We start from the raw sequence: 23,613 nt of genomic DNA, 5'->3' as shown, positions 1-23,613 counted from the left end.
GGACGTGCACGACGATCGCGAATGCGCGAGACTGTACGGGCGAACGACCACCTCACCCCGCGAGAGGACAGATGAGCACAGCACCGGCAGCGCCCTCAGCGGACCGCTCGATCGAGCTCGTGCGGTTGCTCAAGCTGAACGAGCGCCGTGAACCGTCCGTGGTGCAGGTCGCCACGTGGGTCGGCCTGGGCATCATCGAGGGCCGGCTCCGGCCGGGCGAGGACCTCAACAGCGTCGAGCTGTCCCACCGGTTCAACAGCAGCCGGACCCCGGTGCGGGAGGCGCTCATGCTGCTCGAGTCCGAGGGCCTGGTGGAGATCCGCGCCCGCAAGCGGCCCCGGGTCGCCGCCTTCACCCTGGAGCGGGTGCGGGAGATCTACTTCGTGCGGCAACACCTGCTGGCGCTCGTCGGCGGGCTGGTCACCGAGAAGGCCACCGACGACGAGCTGGTCGAGCTACGGGCGCGGCTGGCCCAGATGGAGGCCGACGCCGCCGGCGGTGATGTCGACAGCTACTTCTGGGGTCACGTGGCCCTGCAGGAGCGAATGACCCAGATCGCCGGGAACGAGACCCTCAAAGGCATCCTCGACTCCCTCGCCCTGCGCACGCTGATCCTCCGCCACGCCAGCCTGGCCCAGCCGGGCCGGCTCGCCGCCAGCGTGGCCGACCAGCTGCGCATCTTCGAGGCGATCCAGAACCGCGACGGCGAGCTGGCCGCGATGCTGCTGTCCCGGGCGACGGTTGCCGCGCTGCGCGCGATCGAGGAGAGCGACTGGTCGCAACGCCAGTCGAGCGCCTGACACAGCCGGGGCACGCGGTCAGAAGTCGAAGACGGCGGCGGGGTTCGCGACCAGCAACAGGTCGCGCAGCTTCGCGCTCGGCGCGATCTCGGCCAGCAGGTCGACCAGGAGCCCGTCGTCGGGCGCGTCCCCGGCGATGTTCGGGTGCGGGAAGTCGGTGCCCCACAGCACCCGCTCCGGCGCGTGACGTACGAGCAGCGCGGCCAGTTCGACGGCATCGGCGTAGGGCGGACCCTGCCGCGACACCCGGTCGATCCCGCTCACCTTGACGTACACGCGGCCGGTGTCGAGCAGCCGCAGCAGGCTCCGGACCGCGGGCTGGCCGAGTCCCCGCCGGATGTCGATCCGGCCCAGGTGGTCGACGACGACCGGCGTCGGCAGCGCGGCGATGAACCGTTCGTGTTCGACGACGCCCTCACCCTGCACGTGGATCTCGGTGTGCCAGCCGAGGCCGGCCACCGAGGCGGCCAGCATGGCGATCTCGGCCTCGCTCGGGGCTCGGCGCAGATGGGGCAGGAAGTTGCAGCGGAAGCCGCGCACTCCGGCCGCGTGCAGCCGGGCGATCTCTTCGGGCGACGTCCGCTCGTCGATGAGCCCGACCCCGCGGAGCCGCCCGCCGCCGTGGCCCAGCGCGTCGAGCAGCACGCTGTGGTCGAAGCCGTTGCACGCGGACTGGATGACCACCGCCCGGCCCAGCCCGAGGTGCTCGTGCAGGGCGGCGACCTGCTGCCGCGGCGCGTCGACCGGGGTGAAGGTGCGGTCCTTGTCGTACGGGAACAGCGCGCCCGGCCCGAAGACGTGGCAGTGCGAGTCGCAACTGTCCGCCGGCAGCGCCAGGGCGGGCTTGCGGGGCGACGGATGCGGCGGCGGGTTGCCCTCCGACGGCCGATACGGGCCGTGCTCGGCGGCGGTGGAGATCAGGCTGTCAGTCACAGCGCGCCGTCATCCCGCCGTCGACGACGATCTCGGTGCCGGTGACGAAGCGGGACTCGTCGCTCGCCAGGAACAGGGCCGCGTAGGCGGTGTCGCGCCCGTCTCCCATGAACCCGAGCGGGATCCGCGCCTGCCGCTGGGCCAGCAGCTTCGCCACGTCGCCGCCGGCGCGCTGGCCGGCCAGGCGGGCCTCGACCATCGGCGTGTGCAGCTGGCCGGGCACCACGGTGTTGACCCGGATCCGGTCCGGCGCGTACTGGACCGCGGTGACCCGCGACAGCTGGATGATCCCGGCCTTGGCGGCCGCGTAGCCGACCTGCGCGGCGCCCGTCCACCGCAGGCCGGAGGCCGAGGCGATGTTCACGATGGAGCCGCCGCCCCGGGCGCGCAGCACCGGCACGGCGTGCTTGCAGGCCAGGAAGACGCTGGTGAGGTTGACATCCAGCTGCCGCTGCCAGTCCTGCGCGGACAATTCGGCGACCCCGCCCGGCCGCGAGCCGCCAACGTTGTTGACCAGCACGTCGAGCCCGCCGAGCCGATCGACGCACGCCGACACGAAGGTTTCGACGTCGTCCGGCTGGGTGACGTCGGCCAGCTGGGTGATCACCGTGCCGCCCTCGGCCCGGATCTGCTTCGCGGTCACCTCGACCGACTCGGCGTCGCGGTCGACGAGCAGCACCCGCGCCCCTTCGCGAGCGAAGATGACCGCGGTCGCCCGGCCGTTGCCCCAGCCGGGACCGACGCTCCCGGCCCCGGTCACCAACGCCACCTTCCCGGCCAGCCGCCCGGTCACCGGTCCACCTCGGTCACCCCAAGCGCGACCACGAACCGCGACACCATGTTGTAGGCGGCGATCGTGCCGGTCAGCTCGACCAGCCCGGCGTCGTCGAAATGCGCCCGGACCGCGTCGAAGATCGCCGGAGCGACGTCGACCTGAAGCGTCATCGCGTCGGTGTAGGCGAGCACCGCCCGGGCGCGCTCGTCGAACGGCCCGAGGTCACCGGCTCGGAGCGCCACGAGCTGCGCACCGCTCAGGCCCGCCCGGCGCGCGACGGGCTCGTGCGCGGCCCACTCGTAGGACGCGCGGTTGAGGACCGCGATGCGCAGGATGACGAGCTCGCGGACGAATGCCGGGAGCGCGAGCCCGCCGCGGATCGCCCCCAGCAGGCCGTTCCAGCCGTCGGCCAGCGGCGGGCTGTGCAGCAGGACCTCGTCGAGCGGGCGCAAGGCACCGCCCCGGCGGTCGAGGACGCGACGCAGCACGTCGCTCACCGCCGCGTCAAGTGTCGCCACCGGTATCCGCGCCACTGGTTCTCCCCTCGTCGTTGGCGTCCTTTCTAGCCTAGTGTCGACAGAAAGTAAATCAAATCCCCTAAATCGGTCTTCTAGCGTGAGTGATAGCTTGATAGTGTCGACATACACTCATCGAAGGGACAGGAATGGCTGATCGGCTGGCAGGTAAGGTCGCACTCGTCACCGGCATCGGGTCCGGCATCGGACAGGGCATCGCGCTGCGGTTCGCCGCCGAGGGGGCGACCGTGCTCGGGTGCGACATCAACCCGGCGACCGCCGAGGCGACCGTCGCCCAGGCGGCCGAGCGCGGCACGCCACTGCGGTCGCTGCACCCGATCGACCTCACCCGGCCCGAGGACGCCCGGCGATACGTCCAGGCCGCGGCCGACGAGTACGGCCGCGTCGACGTCCTGGTCAACGCGGGCGCGATCCCGCCGCACATGGCCGGCGTCGGCGAGATGGACTACGAGACGCAGTGGCGTCCCACCATCGCCGGCGAGGTGGACCTCGTCTTCCTCGCCTGCCAGGCGGCCTGGCCCTGGCTCATCCGCAGCGGCAACGCCTCGATCATCAACTTCGCCTCGGTGAACTCCTATCGCGGGAGCCGCCACCTGGCGATGGTCGCCCACTGCGCGGCCAAGGGCGCGGTGCTGTCGATGACGCGTCAGCTGGCGGTGGAGGGCGGCCCGCACGGCATCCGGGCCAACAGCATCGCCCCCGGGCTGATCCAGACCGCGGCGACCGCGAGCGCGGGCCTCGCCTCCGGCGACATCGCGGCGACCGTCACCGCCCGCACGCTGCTCGGCAGGCTCGGCGTGCCCGATGACATCGCTTGGTGCGCCGTGTACCTGGCCTCCGACGAGGCGAACTGGGTCACCGGCGCCGCGTTCGGCATCGACGGCGGTGTCACGGCCGCCTGAATGACAGGAAAGCGCGCCCCAGTCGCCGGCCGCGTGCGTCTTTGCCGACCGCCTGGGGTGCGCGCCTAGGCTTCCTTGCGGTCGATGAGCTCGATGAGGTTGCCCCAGGGGTCGGCGACGTACGAGACGGTCGCGCCCGCCCGGGGCGCCGGTGACGGCGTCATCCGGGTCGTGGCGCCGGCCGCGATGAGCCGGTCGTACTCGGCCTGGACCTCCTCGACGCACAGGCACATGTGCCCGTAGCCGAGGGTGCCCACCGCCTCGAGGGCGCTGCCGGCGGCCAGGCCCGGCCCGGCGTCCGGCCGGTGCAGCAGCTCGATGCGGTAGCCGCTCTCCTCGTGCAGCAGCATGACGCCGCGCAGGTCGGTGCCGGCCACGGCGAACGGCGGCGCGGCCGTGAGATCGAGCGCGGCGCAGTACCACGCGGTGGCGGCCTCGAGGTCGGGCACCGAGATGCCGACGTGGTCGAACCGAACCATCATGCGGCTCATGTGCGGCTCACGTCCAGCTGAGCCGGGGGCGCGGGGTCCGGTGCCGCCGCGCCGCCGCGGATGCGGGTCAGCACCCGCGTGCGCAGCTCGGCGAAGCGGGGCAGCGCCCGGGTGTGGATCTGGTCGCGGTCCTGGCCGAGGTCGACGGTGAGGTTGTCGATCACTGTCGCCGGCTGTCCACCGAGGACGATCACCCGGTCGCCCAGGTACACCGCCTCGTCGATGTCGTGCGTGACGACGATGACGGTGATGCCGAGATCGCGGCGCAGCCGCAGGACGAGGTCCTCCAGGTCGAACCGGGCCTGCGCGTCGACCGAGCCGAAGGGTTCGTCCATGAGCAGCACGGCCGCGTCGTACGCGAGGCCGCGGGCGATCGCGACCCGCTGCTGCATGCCGCCCGAGAGCTGCCAGGGGTACTTGTCGCCGACGCCGGGCAGGCCGACCGCGGCCAGGCATTCGTCGGCCCGGGCCCGGCGTGCCGAACGGCTCACCCCGCGCCCCTCCAGGGGGAAGGCGACATTGTCCCGCACCCGCATCCACGGCAACAGCGAGCCGCGGTAATCCTGGAACACGACCGCGATCTCCGCCAAGGGCTGGTTCACCGGCCGGTCGCCGTACCGCACCGACCCGGAGGTGGGGGCGAGCAGCCCGGACAGGCAGCGCAGCAGCGTCGTCTTGCCGGCGCCGGAGGGCCCGACGATGCAGACGAACGAGCCAGGCTCCACGGACAGGTTGAGGTCGGCGAGCACGGCGTGGTGGCCGTAGCTCTTGTGCAGGCCGGTGACCGAAAGGGGGGCCAGCCGGTCGGAGTCGCTCATCGGGTGAGGGCCTCTCGTTCGAGCAGGGCCAGGCCCTGCGTGTTGCGGCGGACTCGGGGAGGCCGCTGGAAGTACCACCCGAGCAGCACGTGTTCCACGGCCAGCAGTACCACGCTCAGCCCATAGCCGAGCAGTCCGATCAGGAGGGTCCCGCCCCAGGTGTCGGTGACCGCGAAGCTGCTGCCGCTCCGCAGGATGAAGTTGCCCAGCCCGACCGGCGACCCGTAGATCTCGCTGACCACCATGAGCACGACGGCCACCGACAGCGCGACCCGCACGCCGGCCACGATCTGCGGCGTCGCGCCCGGCAGGATGACCCGGCGCAGCCGCAGCTGCCAGGGGATCCGGTAGCTGCGCGCGGTCTCCAGGACGGCCGGGTTGATGCCCTCGACGCCGCTGATCGTGTTGAGCAGGATCGGCCACAGCGAGCCCAGGAAGATCAGAAAGATCTTCGGCGTCGCGCCGATGCCCAGGGTGAGGATGATGACCGGCACGAACGCGACGGTCGGGGTGGCCCGGGCGAAGTCGAGGACGGGGCCGAGCGACTCGCGCAGCCGGCGGTGCTCGCCGATGATCAGCCCGGCGAGCACGCCGACGACGATGGCGAGCCCGAGCCCGGCGAGGATGTTCTTGAGGCTGAACCACAGGTCCTCAAGGAGGCCGCCGTGCGCGAGGTTGGCCCCCATCGCGCCGACCATGTCGCCGAACGGCGGAAAGTAGAAGTTGGTGCTGCCGGCTGTGCCGACCCACAGCAGCACGATGACGAGCACAGGCAACCACAGCTGGTTGAGTGCCGAGACCAGGAACGTGCGGGACACCGGGCTCCCCTCAGACCGTGTGCGCCGGCGGGCGCCAGCGGAGCAGGATCGATTCGAGCAGCATCGACCCGCGGTTGATGCCGTACCCGAGCAGGCCGGCGGTGAAGATGTAGCCGAACGCGACGGCCGAATTGCCGTTCTGCTGGTGCTGGGTGACCTCATGCCCGATCCCCGGCAGAGTGGTGAGGATCTCGACGCCGATGGCGACCAGGATCGAGGTGGTGGCGGCCAGCCGGAGGCCGGTCATGATGGACGGCGTCGCGCTGGGCAGCACCACCTTGGTGTAGCGCAGCAGGCGGGGGATCCGGTACGCCCGCACCGTTTCCGAGATCATCGGGGGCACGCTGCGGGCGCCGTACTGGGCCTGCAGGAAGATCGGGAAGACGCAGGCGATGAAGACCACGGTGGACTTCATCTCGGGCGTCGAGCCGAGCACGAGCAGGAACACCGGCAGCAGCGCGATGACCGGGAACGACCGGAGGAAGTCGACCAGGATGCGCGAGGAGAGCTCGGCGGCCGCGTAGGTGCCGGTGACGAGGCCGAGTGGCACGCCGACGGCCCCCGCGAACAGGAGCCCGACGAGCGCGCCGCGCAGCGTGTCCCAGACCGCCTGCCAGAACACCGGGGCGCCGAGCAGGTGCAGCCACTCGGTGGCCACCGAAGCGGGGCTGGGCAAGGACGACGCGGTGAAAAGCCCGGACACGGTCACCGCGCCCCAGAGCAGCAATACGAGGACCACGCACAGCAGCTGGTACGCGTGGACCCTCGCCCGTCGGCCACGGGTCTTGGAGCCCGCCGCGGCGGGCTCCAAGACCTCGGTGGTCGCCGCTTGGACCGGTGTGGTCATGATGCGGTCACTCCGACCTCGTGGTGGTCGGCATCTGGTCCCAGTAGATCGTGCTCTCGTCCGGGGCCGCCTTGAGCAGCCCGAACCCCAGCATCTCCTTGATGATCATGGACACGACACTCTTGTCGACCTCGGCGCTGTAGATCTGGATCTGCCGGTTCTTGATGTACTCAGGCGCCATCGTCGTGTACTTGACGTCGATCGCGCGCACGTCGTCCGGATGCGAGTTGGCGTAGGTCACCGCCTTGGCGACGGCGTCGGTGAACTTCTTGGCCGCGGCGGCGTTGGCCGCGAGCCAGGTCCTGTCGGCGAACAGCACCGACTGCGGCAGGCCCGGTATGATGTTGGTGCCTTCGCCGATGGCGGTCAGGCCTTGGGCCTTGGCCGCGTCGAAGAACGACGCGAACGTGTGTGCCGCGTCGACCTGGCCGTTCTTGACCGCGTCGACCAGGCCGTTCAGCGGCAGCGCCACGAACTTGATCGTCGACGGGTCGACGCCGGCCTGCTTGGCCGCGTATTCGGTGACGAACTGCACGCTGCCACCGAGCGCCGCCACGGCGATCGTCTTGCCGCCGACGTCGGCGAAGGACTTGATCGGGCTGTCCGGCTTGACCATGAGACCGTCGCTCGGCGGGGTCTTCCTGGTCGCGACCTGCAGCGCGGACACGATCTGGACCGGCAGTTTGGACGCGGCCGCCTTGAGGAAGCCCGGGCTGTCGGTCATGGCGAACTGCGCCTCGCCGTTGACGATCGAGGGCGCGTTCTGCGAGGTGTCGGCGGCGCCGGGCTTGATGGTCACGTTCAGGCCGGCCTCCTTGAAGTAGCCCTGCTCCTCGGCGATGTACAGCGGCTCGAACGTCGCGCCCGTCGAGCGGAGGACGGTGATGCTGCTGGTGTTGCCGGTACCGTCCCCGCCCGTGCCGTCCGGGGCGTCGCCACCGCCACAGGCGCTGAGTGTGCCGGCGGCGGCGACGATGATGGCGATAGTGGCGGCAAGGCGGGTCCGGCCCGCCCGGCCCAACGAACCTCGCGACATGTTGCTCCTCTGCGGGACGTTACCGGTAAGTGCGAAGTGGGCCAGGTCTGCGGCCGGCCGTGCACCCAGTCGTAATGTGTCCGAAACCTACTGTCGACACAAGGCCCGGTCAAGCGTCCGATGCTGAATTGACGCAAAATCTGTCGACATTCTGGCCAGTTCGCACGCCAGCGTCGGTGCGGATGGGTGCATGGACAGGCGCGGAAGCGCCTCGGTTGGCCGCCCTTGACGATAAAAACTGTCGACACTAGCGTGAGCTGTTGTGACTCACGACAGCCCGACCCCGCCACCGCCAACGGCGCCGGCGAGGAGAACCGCGACGTCGCCCGCATGGCCGTGCTGCTCGCGGGCCTGCCCGTCACGGTCCCCGGCGCCACCGTCAACCGGCTGTGCGGCTTGGAGGCCGCCATCCAGGCGGCGCGCGCCATCGCGTACGGCGATGCCTCGATCGCCATCGCCGGTGGTGTGCATAGGCGTCGGCCAAGGGCTGGCCCTGGTAATCGAACGCTGACCGCTCCCGGGCATAGGCCATCCGCCGATAGGCGGGGGTTACCGTTTCGGCGACGCCATCCAGGCGGCGATCTGCGTACGCGAGTTGAACCCCAGCTTGTTCAGGATGCTGCGGACATGACTGTCGACGGTGTGCTCGGATATGAAGAGACGCGTTCCGATCTGCTTGTTGCTCAGGCCTTCGGCGATCAACCGTGCGACCTCCGCTTCCCGCTTCCCCAGCGGCGGAGCGCCGACGTCGTCTGAAGCGGCGGCGACGGGCGTCGGCTCGCCGAGCGCGAGTCCGATCGCGGCGTCTCGGCTCAGCTGTTTCCCGGTATCGAACTCTGCCTCGAACCCGGGCGCCCCCAGCGCCGCTGTCGCCGAATTCTCGGCCCGGGCCAGCAATGGGCCAAGGAATGACAAGACGCTCGCGCCGATGCTCGTTCGCACGGTTTCGGCCGCCCCGAACAGCTGTGCCGCCAACCGCGCTTGGCCGGAACTCGCCGCGTGGCAGCCTGACGCGTAGAGCAAATGGTGCTGTGCCACCCGGTCATCGATCTGTTCCGCGATCCTCAGGGCTTCCGCGAGCAGCGGCTCCGACCCGTCGAGATCACCGGCGATCAGCGTGGCCAAGCCCAGGTTCATCAGCATCATGCCGAGGCTGTAGAGGTCGCCCGCTTCCCGGCTCAGCCGTGCGCCCTCCCTCGCCGCGGACCTGACTACGTCGAGGTCGCCGGCGAAAAGACCGTTGAGCGCCCGCGCCTGGAGCGACATGAGCGTCGCGGGAAGATCCTTCGCGGGCACCTGGGCCGCATCGGCCAAACGTTCGGCCGACGCGCGATCATCGGCCATGCTCGCGGCGATCGATGCCAGCGAGAGGGATTGCGACAGCAGGCTGGGCAGGCCCGCTTCCCGGGCCGCCGACACCGCTCGGTCAAGCGCCGGCCTGGCGGCCACGGGATCAGACTGCAACACGGCCAGGAACCCGCGCATGAAGTAAGCCTTGGCGTGCGTCCGGGAATCGCCGCCTCCACGCGCGAGCAATTCGTCGAGCCACCGGACGCCTTCACTGGTCGCGCGGGTCATCCAATACCAGCCGAGGGCGTAGGCGAGGGCGATTCCGCGTAGCGAGCCCTCCGGAGTCATGCATCGCCGCAGGATCGATCGGACGTTGTCGATTTCCAGATCCATCCATTCGAGCCACTCCACAAGCCGATATCGAGCTTCGGCCGCAGATCGACGGCACCTCGACTCGTAGTACTCGGCGCATCGCCGCGCGACGGTTTCTTCCTCACCGGCCTCCCGCAACTTGAGGCGGGCATATTCGCGCATGGTCTCGTGCAGGTGATAACAGGCGAAGCCCTTGGCGTCCTCTTTCATCACCAGGGACTTGTCGACGAGCGATGACAGGAAGCCGAGCGCGTGCGCTGCCGGAACGTCGTCGGATGCGCAAACCGATTCGATGTCGTCGAGGGTGAACCTGCCCGCGAACACGCACAGCCGCCGCAGCAGCGTCTGCTCGCCTGCCGCCAGCAGGTCGTGGCTCCAGTCGATGGTGGTGCGCAGCGTTTGCTGACGCGGCGGCACGACGCGGCCTCCTCCGGTGAGCAGACCGAACCGGTCGGTCAGGCGATCGAGGATCTGCTCGACGGTGAGGACCCGTGTCCTGACCGCCGCCAGTTCGATCGCCAGCGGCAAACCGTCGAGGCGGCGGCACAGATCGACCACGCTCGCCTGATTCGCGGCCGCCAGCTCGAACCTGCCTGATCCGGCGGCGGCCCGTTCCACGAACAGCATGACCGCCTCGTTCTGCCGCAGCTGGGTGAGAGGCGTGGCCACGTGAGTCGAAGGCAGTTCGAGAGGGGGGATGGGCACCACGTGCTCACCCGGCACCGCGAGCGGCTCCCGGCTGGTGACCATCACGCGCACACCTGGCGCCGCCTTCATGACTTCGGTCACGAGCCGAGCGGTTGCTTCGAGTAGATGCTCACAGTTGTCCACCACCAGCAACAGTTCCTTGTCCCGTAGGTAGGACAGGAGCAGGGCCAGGGGATCGGTGACTACCTGGTTCCGCAGGTCCAGGGCCACGATGACGGCGTCGCCGACCAGTGCGGGATCCCGTACTTCAGCGAGCTCGACGAACCACGCGCCGCCGGGGAAGCCACGTCCGAGGTCGGTCGCGATCCGGATCGCGACGCGTGTCTTGCCGACCCCGCCAGGCCCGACGAGGCTGACCAGGCGGGCCTCGGTGAGTTTCCTCCTGACTTCTGCCAGCTCGCGGCGGCGGCCTATGAAGCTGGTCGTCTCCGCCTGCAGGTTGCCGGAGCGGCGCGGGGGTCTGGCCATGGTTGGCATGGACTTTACTACCGCTACGCCGCCGATCGGGTTTAGCCACCTAATCACGAATTTCAGTGATTTCGACGTTCTCGCGTGCTGCCTAGGCTGGCGGCCGACGCACGCTCGCGTGAGAGGGTTCTGAATCGGTGAATATGAGGCGCACCATGAAGGCAATCCGCTACTACTCTTACGGTTCGCCTGAGGTCGTCCTCCGACTCCAGGACGTCGATGTGCCCGCCGTCAACGACGATGAGGTGTTGATCCGGGTGCGTGCGGCCTCGGTCAATCCGCTGGACTGGCACTTTATGCGGGGTAAGCCGTACATCGCCCGGACCCAGTTCGGCCTCTTCCGCCCCAAGACCTGCGGAATGGGTGGAGACCTGGCGGGACACGTCGAAGCCGTAGGCAGGAACGTCACCAAGTTCCAGCCGGGGGACGAGGTGTTCGGCGGCAGAGGTGTGGGCCTGGTCGATCGCGCCGCGTCGTTCGCCGAGTACGCCAGCCTTCCCGAGAACGGAATGCTGGCGAAGAAACCGGCCAACCTGACCTTCGAGCAGGCGGCGTCCGTCCCGGTGGCGGCGTTGAGCGCCTTGCAGGCACTGCGCGACAAGGGACGGATCCAGGCAGGGCACAAGGTTCTGGTCAACGGCGCGGCGGGCGGTGTCGGGACTTTCGCGGTGCAGATCGCCAAGGCGCTGGGCGCCGAGGTGACCGGCGTGTGCAGCACACCCAACGTTGAGATGGTCCTGTCGATCGGCGCCGATCAGGTCATCGACTACACCAAGGAGGATTTCACCCGTACCGGGCAGCGCTATGACGTGCTTGTCGACCTGGTGGGAAACCGGACCCCAGCGGAAAGCAGGCGAGCCCTCGCTCACCGGGGAATACTTGTGGGAGCCGCGCCGGCCAAGGGCCAGTGGGCCGGCCCTGTGATCGGCGTGCTCAAGCTGATCGTGCTCTCACGAATCGTGAGCCAGACGATGGTTTCCTTTCTGGCGAGGGAGAGCCAGGACGATCTCACCGTTCTGAGCGGTCTTCTCGAGGCGGGAAAGATCGCACCAGTTATCGATCGGACCTATCAGCTGAACGAAGTCCCCGAGGCCATCGCTTACCTCGAAAAAGGACATGCCAGGGGAAAGGTCGTTGTCATCGTATAAGAAGACTTTGGGGTGCCTGGACATCCGCCAGCATGATCGACTCGGCGGGTCCTCAGGGAGTATCAACAAGCAGCTTGACCTGGCCGGATGAATAATCGCCCCCCGCAGATGGAACGGTGCATACGCTGTTATTGTGGACGTGCTGATCTGGCTGGATTACGGGGACAAGTTCGCGTCGATCGTCGGTGCGGTCTCCGGAGTGCTGGGATTGGCCGCCGCCGCTCGCGGCAAACGAGGCGAGCACGATCCCGAGAGCGCGGACTCCGGGGGATCGGGACGGCGATGGATCCAGGCGGCGGCTGCCTGCGGAGCCGTGCCGCTGGTCGTGGCGCTGTTTCGCGGTCTGGACGTGGTCCCGGGGTCGTGGCAGTGGCTGTCCTCCGCGGTGGCCTTCACGGCCGCCGCTCTGGCCTGCGCGGCGGCACTCATGGCGTATCTGGCGTTCCGGCGGCAGAGCATACCGCTCCCTGCCCCGATCCGGGCGCTGTTGCTGGAGCAGTGGCAGGACGCGCGCAGGCACCAGTACGAATACTTCGTCGGGGACGCGCCGCCGCTGCCGGAGATCTACGTCGAGCAGCGGACCGAGAGCGCGTTGGCCCCGATCACGGGTGGTCTGTCCGTCCTGTACACGATCCGGGAGATGATCCGCGCCTACCGGAGCACGGTCGTGGTGGCCGAACCAGGGGTCGGCAAGTCGACGGCGGTGGCCCTGGTGTTACGTGAGCAGTGCCGGTGGTGGCTGGACGCCCGCCGGTCGGACTCGCCGGGTGCCGCGCCATACGGGAGCGTCATCCCGATCCTGGTGCCGGCCGAACTGCTGGCCGGCCTGGGGCTCGCGGAGGCGGTGGCCGCGCACTGTAGCCAGGTGAGCGGGCGGACCGTCGCGGCCCGCGTGTTCGAGCGGCCACCGGCTCGTGCCGACGCGTGGCTGATCTTAGTCGACGGGATCGACCAGGTGCTGAGCACGCGCCAGCGGTCTCGGGTGCTGTCCCGGCTGGGTGACAGCGTGGCGGAGAACCTGCCGCACCACCGGATAATGATCACGACGCGGCCGTTGATGCTGGGGGAGCTGGGCAAGCTCAGCGGTGCGCACATCACCCGCTTCACCTTGCGCCGGTTCGAGCGCAGCGATCTGCACACCTTCGCCGAGCGCTGGGTCGAACACCGCCGCCGGACCCGCGCCCCCGAGACGGAGACCGAGCCGATCACCCTCGACGCGTTCCTGTCGAGCGTGTCGTCGTCCCGGCTGTCGGCGATCGCACGCGTCCCGCTGATCGCGACGATCACCGCCCTGATCCTGGAGGCGGACCAGGACAGCGCACTGCCGACCAGCCGGGTCGGCCTGTACGAGCGTTTCATCCAGCATCTGCTCAACTCGCGCCGGGCGGAGGCGCGGGAGCGGGACGTGCTGGTCGCGGAGTTCGCCCGTCATGGCGAGCACGGCAGGCAGGCGTGGGAGTGGCTGAGGGAGAACCTGCGCGAGTTGCTGGAGGGCACCTCGGACATCTTCCTGTCCAGTTCGGGAGCCCGTGTCCTCGCCTCGGCCGTGAGCTGGGTGTCCGGTCACGCGCCGCCGGGCCTGTTCGAGCAGCTCCCGGGCTGGGAGGCGTCGCTGCGTACCGTGCTGACCTCCTCCAGCCTGATCGTGCACCGGACGAACGGGCTGCAGTTCGCGCATCCTAGCTTTGCCGAGTACCTGGCCGCCGGGCCTCGCTCGCGCACGTTCGACCGGAGCACCTGGCTGGCCGACGCGCGGAGTCCGGACAGCCGTAACCTCGCCCTGTTCACCCTGGCGCGCAGCAGCCACTCAGCCGATCCGCTGGTGACCATGCTCCTGGAGGGCGGCGGCACGGACGCGTGCATCGCCGGCGAGATCGTGGCCGACGGCATTGAGGTCGGCACCGAGCTGCGCGGGCGGGTGATCGACGTCATCCTCGAACAGCTCGCCCGTGACGACCGCAGCGCCCCGGAGGCGTTGACCGTCCTGATCAACCTGACGACACACTCTGAGGTCACCGAGAGACTGGCCGCACTGGTCAGGGACGGGCAGAGCTCGATCTGGGTACGGGCCTTCACCGCCGACGCCCTGACCGGTGCCACCGGTGGCGGCGTCGAATTGCTCCGCGTCGTCCTCGCCGCCACCTCCGATGATGAGCACGACGCCCGGCGCTGGGTCCTGGAACGGCTCGCCGCCCGCGGCCAGGCCACCGAAGCCGACCTGGCACAGCTGGCAGACCTGGCCCCGGCGCGCGGCGGCGGGCCGACCAGCGCCATGGCCGCCCAGTGGTACCGGGAGGTCGTCATGGACACCGCGCGTGATCCCGGGCACCGGCTTCGGGCCCTGCTCACGCTCGCCGAAGGCGGTCTGGCGGATGAGTTCTCCCCGCTGGGGGACATCATCGTCAACCCGGCGCTGACCCCTGAGTCGCGCCTGGACGCCACCCGCGCCGTCTTGCAGCTCGACATCGCCGAGGCGGTGGACATCTTGCGCCGCGTCTGTCGGCAGAGCGCGCAACCGCTGGAGGTCAGGGTCCCGGTCCTGGCCGCGATGGCCTCGGCACGGGACGAGGACGCCCGCGAGACGCTCGCCGGACTGGCCGCTGAGGGAGGGACGGAGTTCGCGGCGAGATTCCCCTCCCTGGCGGCTTGGTCGGAGGAGACGGGCGTACGCAGCACCGAACAGGAAGCCGGTGCGATGCCCCGCATCTGGGGCGCCGTGCCGCCACGCAATCTCCTCTTCACCGGCCGCGACGAGATTCTGGCGGAGATGCACACTCGGATCGGGACACCCACCGCACTGATCGGTTACGGAGGCTTGGGCAAGACGCAGATCGCCATCGAGTACGCCTATCGCTACCGGGGCTCCTACGATCTGATCTGGTGGATACCAGCTGATCAGACAATGATGATGAAAAGCGCGTTGGCCGACCTCGCGCCGCATGTCGGCGTACCCTTGGCGTCGGCGGTAGGGATTGAAGCGGCGATCGACGGCGTGCTCGCGGCGCTCCGTGACGACGGTCTCGGCGGTCGGTGGTTACTTGTCTTCGACCAAGCCAACCAGCCAGAGGATATCAGGCCCTATATCGTAGATTCCGGTCATGTGATCGTTACCTCTCGCAACCCTCGCTGGGAAAGTCAATTCCCGGTGATTGAATTAGATGTGTTCACCAGGGAGGAAAGTATTGCCCTGCTCCGTAGGAGGCTGCCGGACATCGACGAGGCCAGCGCGGACCAGATCGCGGCGCGCCACGGCGATATCGCGACATCGCTGGAGGCCAGCGCTGCCTTGCTGGCCGTGACTGGACAGTCTGTTGGAGCCCACGTCAGAGAATTCGAGGACCAAGTCTCCGCCGTAGCTGCGGCAGGAGAACTGGATTTTCCCGCTCCGTTCAAGGCGTCCGTGGACATATCCGTTGGTAGATTGGCCGACGAAGATCCGACGCTGGATGCTCTGTTATCTTTCTGCGCCTATTTCGGGCCGGAACCGATTCCTTTCGATGTCCTGGGGCTATTGGAAGACGCGTCGGTTGATTCCGTCACCGGGGACCCGGTTGACCTGCTCTTCGCTTTGGAGCGATTGTCGGGCTACGGTCTGGTGTCGGTGGATCCCCAACGCCGGACGGTCCAGCTCACCCGCGTGGTCCAGGGATTGCTCCGCGAGGCCATGTCCCAGGAGAAACGCGATCACACCGTGCAGAGGGTGCATTCGGCGCTCTTGCGGGTCGCGCCGGAAGATCCCGAAGACCCCGAAGGATGGCCCCGCTACGCAGAGCTGGTCGGCCACGTAAGCCCTTCATTTTCTGAAGATAGTACAGATCCGAACGTGCGTGATCTCGTGCTGAGAATGGTCAGATACCTGCGTGTTATCGGTGACAATCAGTCCGCGCGTGAACTCGTACGCCGAGTTCTCGGACGGTGGGCAGGGGAATTCGACCCGGATGATGCCAGGCTTCAGGAAGCCAAGCATCTGCATGCCATGCTTCTGCGGGTAACCGGTGACTATCAAGAAGCACGTGAGGTCAGCCAGGCGGCTCTTGCCGGGGCTCCAGACCATCTATCGGCCATCCAGAACCACGCCACGGATCTGCGGGTCGCCGGATCTTTCGCAGCCGCCCGAGCCCTTGATGAGAAGACGGCGACGGAATACGAGAGTCTTGGCAGCCCAAATGACCACGACACCCTCTGGGCCTGGTACCGCCTGGCCCTGGACCTTGAACTTCTCGGAGACCACCATCGGGCTGCGGACATTTACACACGCCTGCGTCGTGCTCTGTTCGCGACCACGGCATCGCGCCGCAGCCGACTCGCGTTGCTCGCTCAGACGGGCACAGCGCGCACGATGCGGATCGCCGGAAATTACACCAAGGCCCTGCTGGTAGCCACTGACGCCAAGGCTTTGGCTGAGTCATTCGGCAAAGTGAGCGACCTGCTCAAGCTTCGGACGCGCCGAGACTATGCCGTCGCCTTGCGTATCGCAGGCCCTCAGCCTGCCCACGACGAGTCTCCGACGGATGTGCTTGTGGTCGTAGTGGACCAATTCCGCGGGATCGTCCATCCGGGGCATCCTGAGCTGCTGGCCGTCTCGCTGAGCTTGGGCAACGCCCTTCGTGCCGCGGGACGCTTAGATGAAGCGCGCGCCTGCACTGAAGAGGTCCACTCCCGCTACGTGGCGACGTTGGCCTCGAACCATCCGTTCACCTACTGCTCCACGGGCAATCTCGCCCTGATCCGGCGCCTGCAGGGCGACGCCGCCGGCGCATTGGAGCTGAACCGTCGGGCATACACGGAGTTGGTGGCGACGCTCGGCCCCGCCCATCCCCACACCCTCACCTGCGCCCTCAACTTGGCCGGTGATCACGCCGCCCTGGGCCAGCGGGAAGACGCCGTCGAACTGGGCCGGTCGACCCTGCGGGAGTCGCGAAAGCGGTGGGGAGACGCGCACCCGCTGACCGCGGCCGCCACCTCCAACCTGTCGATCGACCTCGGCGCACATGAGGGCCCTAGGCACGACCACGACATCGAGTTGTCCCCGCTCGTCGACGAATGACGGCTGAGACCGACCGGAACGGCCTCAGCCTGAAGTCGCCGGGGCTACGGGGTGAGCAGGCCCCAATAGGCTGCCCAGGGAACGAAGACCGCTCCGCCTGCCATGAGCAGGCCGAGCCGGACGCCGCCGCCCGACTGGTGCCAGCGGACGGCGAGCGCCGCTCCTGCGATGATCACCCCGACCGCCAGCAGTTGCAGGAGTAGCCAGAGCGGCGGTCGGCCGAGCACGGTGCCGCCCACGCTGGTGGCGCCGGTCGCGACGATCGAAAACAGATATGTCAGAGTGCCGAGTACGGTCACCAGTCCCCCGAGAGCCGTCAGCCAGGCCAGCCGGCGGACTGAGGTCGGACTGTGGCGAAGTTTGTTGCGAAAGAGCCCGCTGACGAGGAAACCGGCGAACGCCGTCAGCATCACCGCCAGCAGTGTGAGCTGCAGGCTGATCGACTCGTACCAAGCCAGCGGGCGCACGGGCTCGCTCGTCAGCGACTGGGAAGGTGGCTGATCGGAGCTGGTCGCGGGCGGGCTGTCGGCGAGTCCGGCTATCCAACGCGTGACGGTGTCCGTGTAGCCAGGGGCGAATCCTCCATCGGGTTCGTCGAAGCCGGTGGTGCTGCGGCGGAGGTTGTGATCGGCTCCGCTGATCACCCTCAGCGTGTAGTGGGTATTGGAGCCTCGGGCCAGAGCCTCGCGGAACAGGCGCATGCTCTCGCCGGGCGGCGTGGACCTGTCGTACTCGGCGAACAGGGCGAGCAGCGGCTGGCGTACCTTCTCCAGCGCGGCCACGGGGATGTTGTCGGCGTCGCCGAACAGTCCGGCGGCCACCAGCATCCTGCTCAGGTTCACTCCGATCGGTGCCTGCAGGGCCTGTTTCACCCCGGCATGGGAGAGGTACGTGCGGTTGCTCCACAGCTGGGTCCTGCTGGCAGGTAGCGCGCTGGCCCCCGCTACCGCCACGAAGTCCACCGCGTCCGAGCGGGAGGCGGCCAGTGGCGCCACCCAGCCGCCTTCGCTGTGGCCCCAGACCCCGACCCTGGAAGGTTGTACGTCGGGGCGGGTGCGCAGCATTCGCACGCCCGCTACGGCGTCGTCGGCAAGGTCGGAGAACGAGCTGGTCGCCCGGGAGTATCCGGCGCGCTTGTCATAGATCAGCACCACGATCCCCGCTCTGGCGAAAGCCTCGGCCTCGGGCCGGTAGGAGTCGCGATCACGGGCACCGGCTCCGGCGATCAGCACCAGGCCCGGCCATCGCGTTCCGGTCGGGGCGGGAGCGATCACGGTGCCGTACAGCGTGGTGGTGCCGTTCTGGAAGGTGACGTTGGTGTTCACGAGGTCATCCGCCGCGGCGGGTGCCGGGATGGTCAGCGGGGACAGGGCGACCGAGACGGCCGCGATCCAGCGGCCTAACCTTCGGTATTTGCTTTTGGGCAGCACGGAGTGCTCTCCTTTGGCTGGAAGTTGGTTACATCAGGGCCTCGCCCATCGGGCGAGGTGTGGCGGCTTCCGCTGCCTGGGCCGTTGAGTTGCCGCTCGACGGCCCAGGATCGACTCAGCTCAGACGTCCTCCTCAGGGTCGGGAAAGGCGATGAACCGGGTGAGCACCGTGCGCGCTCCCCGGGGGGTCTGTTCCGGGTCGCGCTGATATCGCTTGAGCAGGGCGAGGTAGTCCTCGAAGAAATCCGCGAGCTCATCCAGGTCCACCCGGATCGAACCGCGTGAGTACGGCATGGCGTCCGACCATTCGCCCATCCGCTCACGCTCCATCTGAAACCGGGCGAAGGTCTCCAGATCCTCGGTCAGCCACAACTCGTTGAGCTGCTCGATCGCGGCCCGCAACGCAGGACTCTGCCGGCTGAGCATGGGGAAGCGGATGCTACGGCGGGATAGTTTCCACCACCGCTCCCGCCCCTGCCCTCGATCCGGTACCTCTTCGACAAGCCCGTGCCCGGCCAGGATCCGCAAGTTGTAGCTGGTGCCCCCGGTAGTGATCCGGAGCCGGTCGGCCAGCGTCGTGGAGGTGGCTTCACCAAGGATCTCCAGCTCCCGCAAGATGCGCTGACGCACCGGATTGGCCAGCGCCTTCGCCGTCCCCAGGTCCGCGATGGAATCAGTCACACGTGCACGATAAATCATGCACGAATAATCGTGCAAGCGAGCCGTCTGGCGTCACCTGATGCTCGCCGTCGTTTACACAGGCCTGTTGAATGTGCAATGTCACACAGTAAAACCAAGGTGATGTCGAACCGATAAAGGGATCTTGTAGATATACGGACAATGCCGGAGATTACGGATGTTTCCCCCGAGTCTCTGGAGGCATCTGTGCCACCGTTACGAGCAGCCGTCGTCGCCGTGGGTCTGGTCCTGATCGGAGCCACCCCGGTGCAGGCGCTCAGCACCCCCACCATCACCGTCGAACAGGCGCGCACCCAGCCCGTTTTCTCCTACGCCGACGCCATCCGCGAACATGTCTACGTCGAGTCGAGCATCGACAGCGACTCCGACGGGCAGCTGGACCGGGTCCGGGTCGACATCATCAGGCCCAACCAGTCGGGTCCCAGCCTCAAGGTGCCGGCGATCATCGATGAGAGCCCGTACTACGACAACTCCGGCCGAGGCAACGAATCCGAGCGCAAGGTCTACGACTCGGCGGGCAACCTCGCCAAGTTCCCGCTGTTCTACGACAACTACTTCGTGCCCCGCGGGTACGCGGTGCTCAACGTCGACATGATCGGAACCACCAGGTCCGACGGCTGCCCCGACGTCGGCGGGCGGGCGGACGTGCTGGGCGGCAAGGCCGTCATCGACTGGCTGAACGGCCGCGCCGCCGCCTACCGCGCCGACGGCACGCCGGCGTTCGCCGACTGGAGCACCGGCAAGGCCGGGATGATCGGCAAGTCGTACGACGGCACGCTGGCCAACGCGGTCGCGGCGACCGGCGTCAAGGGCCTGGAGACCATCGTCCCGATCTCCGCGATCAGCTCCTGGTACAAGTACCAGCGGTCCAACGGCGTGGTCTACAACTACGACTACATGTCCTTCCTGGCGAGGGCGGTCGACACCGACCCGATCGCCAAGTGCGCCGCCGTACGGGCGGGGCTGGACGCCCAGGACGGCGACGACACCGGCAATTACAACCCCTTCTGGGCCGAGCGCGACTACATCGACGGCACGCTGGGCGATGCCCGCAGCGTGCGGGCCAGCGTGTTCGCCGTGCACACGGTCAACGACCTGAACGTCAAGCCCGACCACTTCTCCACCTGGTGGGACGCGCTGGCCAAGCGGGGCGTGCCGCGCAAGATCTGGGTCGGCCAGTACCAGCATGTGGATCCCTTCGACTTCGAGGGACGCCGGGACGCGTGGGTCGACACGCTGCACCGCTGGTTCGACTACTGGCTGATGGGCGTCAACAACGACATCATGCGGGAGCCCCGTGCCGACGTGCAGGTCGGCCCCACCGAGTGGATCACTCAGCGTGACTGGCCCGCGTCGGAGGCGTCGGGCCACGTCTTCCGCCCGGCGGCCGACGGGACGCTCGGCCTCGTTCAGGCCGGCAAGGGGGAGACCGCGACCTTCACCGACATCCGCCAGTCGGAGAACACGATGGTCGCCAACGTCGGCACGACCCAGCCGGGCCGGGTGGCCTTCACCACCGGCGAGCTGCCCGGCGACCTGCGCCTGTCCGGCACGCCAGTGATCAAGCTGAGCGTGGCGCTCGACAAGCCGACCGCCAACCTGACCGCGCTCCTCGTGGACTTCGGGGACGACTCCAGGATCGACTGGCGGCGCGGGCAGGGCATCACCACCCTGACCGAGGAGAGCTGCCACGGCGAGGCCACCGCCACCGACGACGGCTGCTACCGCAAGGTCGTGACGAACATGGTCACCCGGCCGCTGGAGATCGTGGCCCGCGGCTGGATCGACGTGCAGAATCGCGATTCGCTCAGCGAGTCCTCCCCGCTGGCCCCGGGAACGTACGGCGAGGTCGAATGGGAGACCCTGCCGCAGGACTACACCTTCAAGCAGGGGCATCGGCTGGGTCTGGTGATCGCCGGAACCGACTCGACGTACAGCGGCGAGACGGCCACCGGGACCAACGTCACGATCGACCTGCAAAGGAGCAAGGTGCGGATCCCGCTCGTCGTCGGCGCCGGTCCCGTGCTGAGCGACAGCGACATCACGGCGAGGCGAGGCAGCTGGATCGGCCCCGGCGAGATCGACCTGCCGGTGCCGGACAACCGTCTCTACTGATACCGGGACGATCCCCGGCAGATCTCAGGGCCCGGCGGCATCCCCGCCGGGCCCACCCGCATACGCGTTGTGCTCACCTCTAGCCGCATGAGTGGCATCTCATCGGCGCTCGCCGTTGTCCGCACCCTCTCGCCGGCCTCCGCGTGCACATCCAGCGGCGATGCTCACTTAGGCATGGACCGTTGAGACCGCCGGTGCCTGCGTCGGCGCTGATGTCGCATTGGTCAGTCTTTGAACCAAACTCTCAGCGGTCCGATCGCTGTGAAGCCGTCAGGCGCTTCGTCTTCGTAGCCGACGAGGTCGCGGCCGGGGTGGAGCCGGGCGGCCATGGCGACGATGCCGGGCCAGGGGTTGTCGCCGGAGACGTTGGAGACGCCGACGACGCTGTCGCTGGTGTTGAGCGCCGCGCTGTTGCCTCTGGTGTCGCGCAGCAGGGTGATCGTGTCGTCGGCGATCAGGTTCGGGCGGAAGACCCCCTCGGGAAGGATCCCCGGATCGGTCACCACCTGCCACTCCTCACCCGGCGTGCCTGCCCGGCGGTGGATCCATCGGGCTTCGAAGAGCACCGTGAACCCGGCGGCCGACAGGTCGAGGGTGGCGAAGCTGTCCTTCACCGAGGCGCCCGAACTCGTGTCGATGCCGTCGAGCACGTCCTGAGCGGTCGCGTCCGGGGCCAGCGAGATGGCGTCCGGATAGTGCATCGGGGTCCTGGCCGGGTTGGTCCACGCGCGCTCGCCAAACCTGCCGGGCAGCCCGTGCGCCACGCACACCGCCTCACACCAGACGGCGTTGTTACGTACCGCTTCGAGCAGTCGGGGGTGCATGGCCGGCTCCTGTGCTGGTTGGGGTTTGCGTGGTCGCCACGGGATGGGTGGGGTCTATGGCGCCGCGCGGCTCGCCGTCGTGAGCACCAGTGGTGTGGCCATTCTCGGCCAGCGGCAGGCGGCTCCCGGCATAGTTGTGCGAGCCGGCAGGGGATGTGTCAGCACGGCATGATGATCGGCCATGTTGGTGCGCTTGGCCTACCTCGCCGTGAGACGGTACGCGAAGCCGGATGTGCTCGACCGCGCCCGGGGCGCTTTACATCGATGCCCCTAGCCCTGAGGGCCCGTACCCCTACGACCCGTCTGGTAGTTACGTGGTTCTTACCGTGGTGAATCAGTGGTCTCCCCGGATGTTCTCAGCCCGGTATCGGGCGCACAGTGAAGGCATGTTGACCACATCAGACCTGGCCCAGGTGTTGTTCACATCCTCGCTGCAGCCCTCGGACGACCTCTCGCCCGACAAGATCAGGACGGCCATCGACGACAGGCTGTGCTCCTGCGACGGCGACGCCGCGGTGTGCGCCGCCTTCGTCGCCCAGGAAGCCGGTGACCACCCCGAGTCTTTCGCCAGCCGCATGCGCTGGGCACTGAACGCCGTGACCACCGCTTACCGGCAGGCGGTGTGACATCCATGCGTCCGTGGTTCGCCGAGCCGATCCTTCCTATCGACGGACGTCGTATCGCAGATGGGTGACCCGGTCGCCTTGGACGATCTCTGGGTTGCCGAGGAGTGCGGGCGGACCGTCGTACGCGCCGAAGAACCGTACGCCCTTGCCGAACACCACCGGGACCAGGTCGACCTGGAGTTCGTCCACCAGGCCGGCGGCCAGGGCCTGGCCCAGCAGGTCACCGCCGGTCAGCGACACGTCCTTCTCCCCGGCGGCAGCCTTGGCCTGGGCAATCGCGCTTGCCAGGCCAGCTGTGACGAACGTGAACGGCGCGTCGGGGAACGGCCAGTCCGTCGGTGCTTCGTGGGTCACCACGAAGACAGCGTCGCCGGCTGCGGGGCGGCCATTCCAGCCGTTGGTGATGTCAAACAGGCGACGGCCGATCACCGCCGTTCCGATCCGCGACCAGGTTTCCTCCATATACGCGGCGCTGGCGGCCGAAACATGGAAGACCCGCTCTGGGTCGCCGCCGTTGAAGGGAACGTCCCCGTTGTTGTACCAGTCGAAGAGCGGACCTACCTGGTCCGACTCGTCGGCGATGTAGCCGTCCAATGAGACCGTCGCGCTCGCGATTACCTTGCCCATGGTGGGTTACTCCCTTCCGAAGACCGGATTTGCCTGGGACGTCGGAGCCGGTGCCCCAGATCGGACAGGGGTGTCGCCCATTCCATCAGGTCATGCACGCTCATGAACACCTCTACTGAATTGCCGGACGGTTGTCCCTCCTCAGCCGATTCACGAACCTAAGGTCAGGCCGCAGGTCAGAGCTAGTGACACAATTTTCGGCACGTACAACTTTGCGAATGACTAAATGCGCAGCGATCGGTGGCATTCTGGGCATATTGGTAATCGTTACGGTAGTGTCATTTACGAGTCGTGGTTGTCTCG

Annotated in this window: 20 protein-coding genes and 1 pseudogene; 7 read left to right on the top strand and 14 right to left on the bottom strand. The window is 68.2% G+C overall.

Translation table 11 applies throughout. From position 1 onward, the window contains the following. Positions 1-71: 71 nt before the first annotated feature. Positions 72-800 (top strand): GntR family transcriptional regulator, encoded by a 729-nt coding sequence (locus Amac_RS09730; RefSeq protein WP_155353989.1) that lies wholly within the window; start codon positions 72-74, stop codon positions 798-800. 18 nt (positions 801-818) lie between these two features. Here the strand turns inward: Amac_RS09730 and Amac_RS09725 are convergent, their stop codons facing one another. The 3 genes from Amac_RS09725 to Amac_RS09715 are packed head-to-tail and all read right to left on the bottom strand — an operon-like array spanning position 819 to position 3,041. Next, on the bottom strand, positions 819-1,733 hold the full coding sequence (locus tag Amac_RS09725; RefSeq protein WP_218040978.1) for an amidohydrolase family protein: 915 nt from the start codon (positions 1,731-1,733) through the stop codon (positions 819-821). Next, a complete protein-coding gene (locus Amac_RS09720) occupies positions 1,726-2,526 on the bottom strand; it encodes an SDR family NAD(P)-dependent oxidoreductase (RefSeq protein ID WP_155353988.1) in 801 nt (266 codons plus the stop codon). Before Amac_RS09720 ends, Amac_RS09725 begins: the two co-directional genes overlap by 8 nt. Then, positions 2,523-3,041, bottom strand: a complete 519-nt coding sequence (locus Amac_RS09715) for a carboxymuconolactone decarboxylase family protein (RefSeq protein ID WP_155353987.1) — start codon at positions 3,039-3,041, stop codon at positions 2,523-2,525. The genes Amac_RS09720 and Amac_RS09715 overlap by 4 nt, the downstream gene beginning before the upstream one ends. A gap of 131 nt (positions 3,042-3,172) precedes the next feature. Here Amac_RS09715 and Amac_RS09710 point away from each other — a divergent pair, with 131 nt between their 5' ends. Continuing rightward, entirely contained in the window at positions 3,173-3,946 is a 774-nt protein-coding gene (locus Amac_RS09710) for an SDR family NAD(P)-dependent oxidoreductase (protein ID WP_155353986.1), read from the top strand. A 65-nt stretch (positions 3,947-4,011) separates the two neighbouring features. Here Amac_RS09710 and Amac_RS09705 read toward each other — a convergent pair whose 3' ends face one another. The 5 genes from Amac_RS09705 to Amac_RS09685 are packed head-to-tail and all read right to left on the bottom strand — an operon-like array spanning position 4,012 to position 7,956. Further along, positions 4,012-4,437: a VOC family protein gene (locus tag Amac_RS09705; protein ID WP_218040977.1), complete on the bottom strand. Its 426-nt coding sequence runs from the start codon at positions 4,435-4,437 to the stop codon at positions 4,012-4,014. Next, positions 4,434-5,255: an ABC transporter ATP-binding protein gene (locus Amac_RS09700; RefSeq protein WP_155353985.1), complete on the bottom strand. Its 822-nt coding sequence runs from the start codon at positions 5,253-5,255 to the stop codon at positions 4,434-4,436. The genes Amac_RS09705 and Amac_RS09700 overlap by 4 nt, the downstream gene beginning before the upstream one ends. Then, positions 5,252-6,073: an ABC transporter permease gene (locus tag Amac_RS09695; protein ID WP_218040976.1), complete on the bottom strand. Its 822-nt coding sequence runs from the start codon at positions 6,071-6,073 to the stop codon at positions 5,252-5,254. The genes Amac_RS09700 and Amac_RS09695 overlap by 4 nt, the downstream gene beginning before the upstream one ends. A gap of 10 nt (positions 6,074-6,083) precedes the next feature. Continuing rightward, positions 6,084-6,920 (bottom strand): ABC transporter permease, encoded by an 837-nt coding sequence (locus Amac_RS54765; protein ID WP_155353983.1) that lies wholly within the window; start codon positions 6,918-6,920, stop codon positions 6,084-6,086. A gap of 7 nt (positions 6,921-6,927) precedes the next feature. Beyond that, positions 6,928-7,956: an ABC transporter substrate-binding protein gene (locus Amac_RS09685; protein ID WP_155353982.1), complete on the bottom strand. Its 1,029-nt coding sequence runs from the start codon at positions 7,954-7,956 to the stop codon at positions 6,928-6,930. A gap of 291 nt (positions 7,957-8,247) precedes the next feature. Here Amac_RS09685 and Amac_RS55995 point away from each other — a divergent pair. Beyond that, positions 8,248-8,424, top strand: a pseudogene (locus Amac_RS55995) (thiolase family protein); the annotation flags it as partial. 81 nt (positions 8,425-8,505) lie between these two features. Here the strand turns inward: Amac_RS55995 and Amac_RS09675 are convergent. Beyond that, positions 8,506-10,959, bottom strand: a complete 2,454-nt coding sequence (locus Amac_RS09675) for a LuxR C-terminal-related transcriptional regulator (protein WP_218040975.1) — start codon at positions 10,957-10,959, stop codon at positions 8,506-8,508. Positions 10,960-11,015: 56 nt separating this feature from the next. On the opposite strand from Amac_RS09675, the gene Amac_RS09670 reads away from it, so the two are divergent. After that, positions 11,016-11,942 (top strand): NAD(P)-dependent alcohol dehydrogenase, encoded by a 927-nt coding sequence (locus Amac_RS09670; protein WP_246268205.1) that lies wholly within the window; start codon positions 11,016-11,018, stop codon positions 11,940-11,942. A gap of 651 nt (positions 11,943-12,593) precedes the next feature. On the opposite strand, the gene Amac_RS09665 is transcribed toward Amac_RS09670, so the two are convergent. After that, positions 12,594-12,734, bottom strand: a complete 141-nt coding sequence (locus Amac_RS09665) for a hypothetical protein (protein WP_155353979.1) — start codon at positions 12,732-12,734, stop codon at positions 12,594-12,596. A gap of 10 nt (positions 12,735-12,744) precedes the next feature. Here Amac_RS09665 and fxsT point away from each other — a divergent pair, with 10 nt between their 5' ends. Beyond that, positions 12,745-16,989: an FxSxx-COOH system tetratricopeptide repeat protein gene (gene fxsT / locus Amac_RS09660; RefSeq protein WP_155353978.1), complete on the top strand. Its 4,245-nt coding sequence runs from the start codon at positions 12,745-12,747 to the stop codon at positions 16,987-16,989. A gap of 44 nt (positions 16,990-17,033) precedes the next feature. Here fxsT and Amac_RS09655 read toward each other — a convergent pair whose 3' ends face one another. Next, complete coding sequence (locus Amac_RS09655; protein WP_218040974.1) at positions 17,034-18,419, bottom strand: alpha/beta hydrolase family protein; 1,386 nt, start codon at positions 18,417-18,419, stop codon at positions 17,034-17,036. Positions 18,420-18,539: 120 nt separating this feature from the next. Further along, positions 18,540-19,100: a helix-turn-helix domain-containing protein gene (locus Amac_RS09650; protein WP_170322406.1), complete on the bottom strand. Its 561-nt coding sequence runs from the start codon at positions 19,098-19,100 to the stop codon at positions 18,540-18,542. Between the two features lie 204 nt (positions 19,101-19,304). Between Amac_RS09650 and Amac_RS09645 the strand changes: the two genes are divergently transcribed. Then, entirely contained in the window at positions 19,305-21,233 is a 1,929-nt protein-coding gene (locus tag Amac_RS09645; RefSeq protein WP_155353976.1) for a Xaa-Pro dipeptidyl-peptidase, read from the top strand. A gap of 224 nt (positions 21,234-21,457) precedes the next feature. Here the strand turns inward: Amac_RS09645 and Amac_RS09640 are convergent, their stop codons facing one another. After that, positions 21,458-22,057, bottom strand: coding sequence for a hypothetical protein (locus Amac_RS09640; protein ID WP_155353975.1), 600 nt, complete (start codon positions 22,055-22,057; stop codon positions 21,458-21,460). A 386-nt stretch (positions 22,058-22,443) separates the two neighbouring features. Here Amac_RS09640 and Amac_RS09635 point away from each other — a divergent pair, with 386 nt between their 5' ends. Next, a complete protein-coding gene (locus Amac_RS09635; RefSeq protein ID WP_155353974.1) occupies positions 22,444-22,683 on the top strand; it encodes a hypothetical protein in 240 nt (79 codons plus the stop codon). A gap of 36 nt (positions 22,684-22,719) precedes the next feature. On the opposite strand, the gene Amac_RS09630 is transcribed toward Amac_RS09635, so the two are convergent. Next, positions 22,720-23,310, bottom strand: coding sequence for a dihydrofolate reductase family protein (locus Amac_RS09630; RefSeq protein ID WP_155353973.1), 591 nt, complete (start codon positions 23,308-23,310; stop codon positions 22,720-22,722). Positions 23,311-23,613 lie beyond the last annotated feature (303 nt).

Origin of the sequence: Acrocarpospora macrocephala (genome assembly GCF_009687865.1) — a bacterium.
GTDB classification, from domain to species: Bacteria; Actinomycetota; Actinomycetes; order Streptosporangiales; family Streptosporangiaceae; genus Acrocarpospora; species Acrocarpospora macrocephala.
The sequence above is the reverse complement of the archived record's forward strand: the minus strand, read 5'-3'. Positions and strand labels throughout refer to the sequence as shown.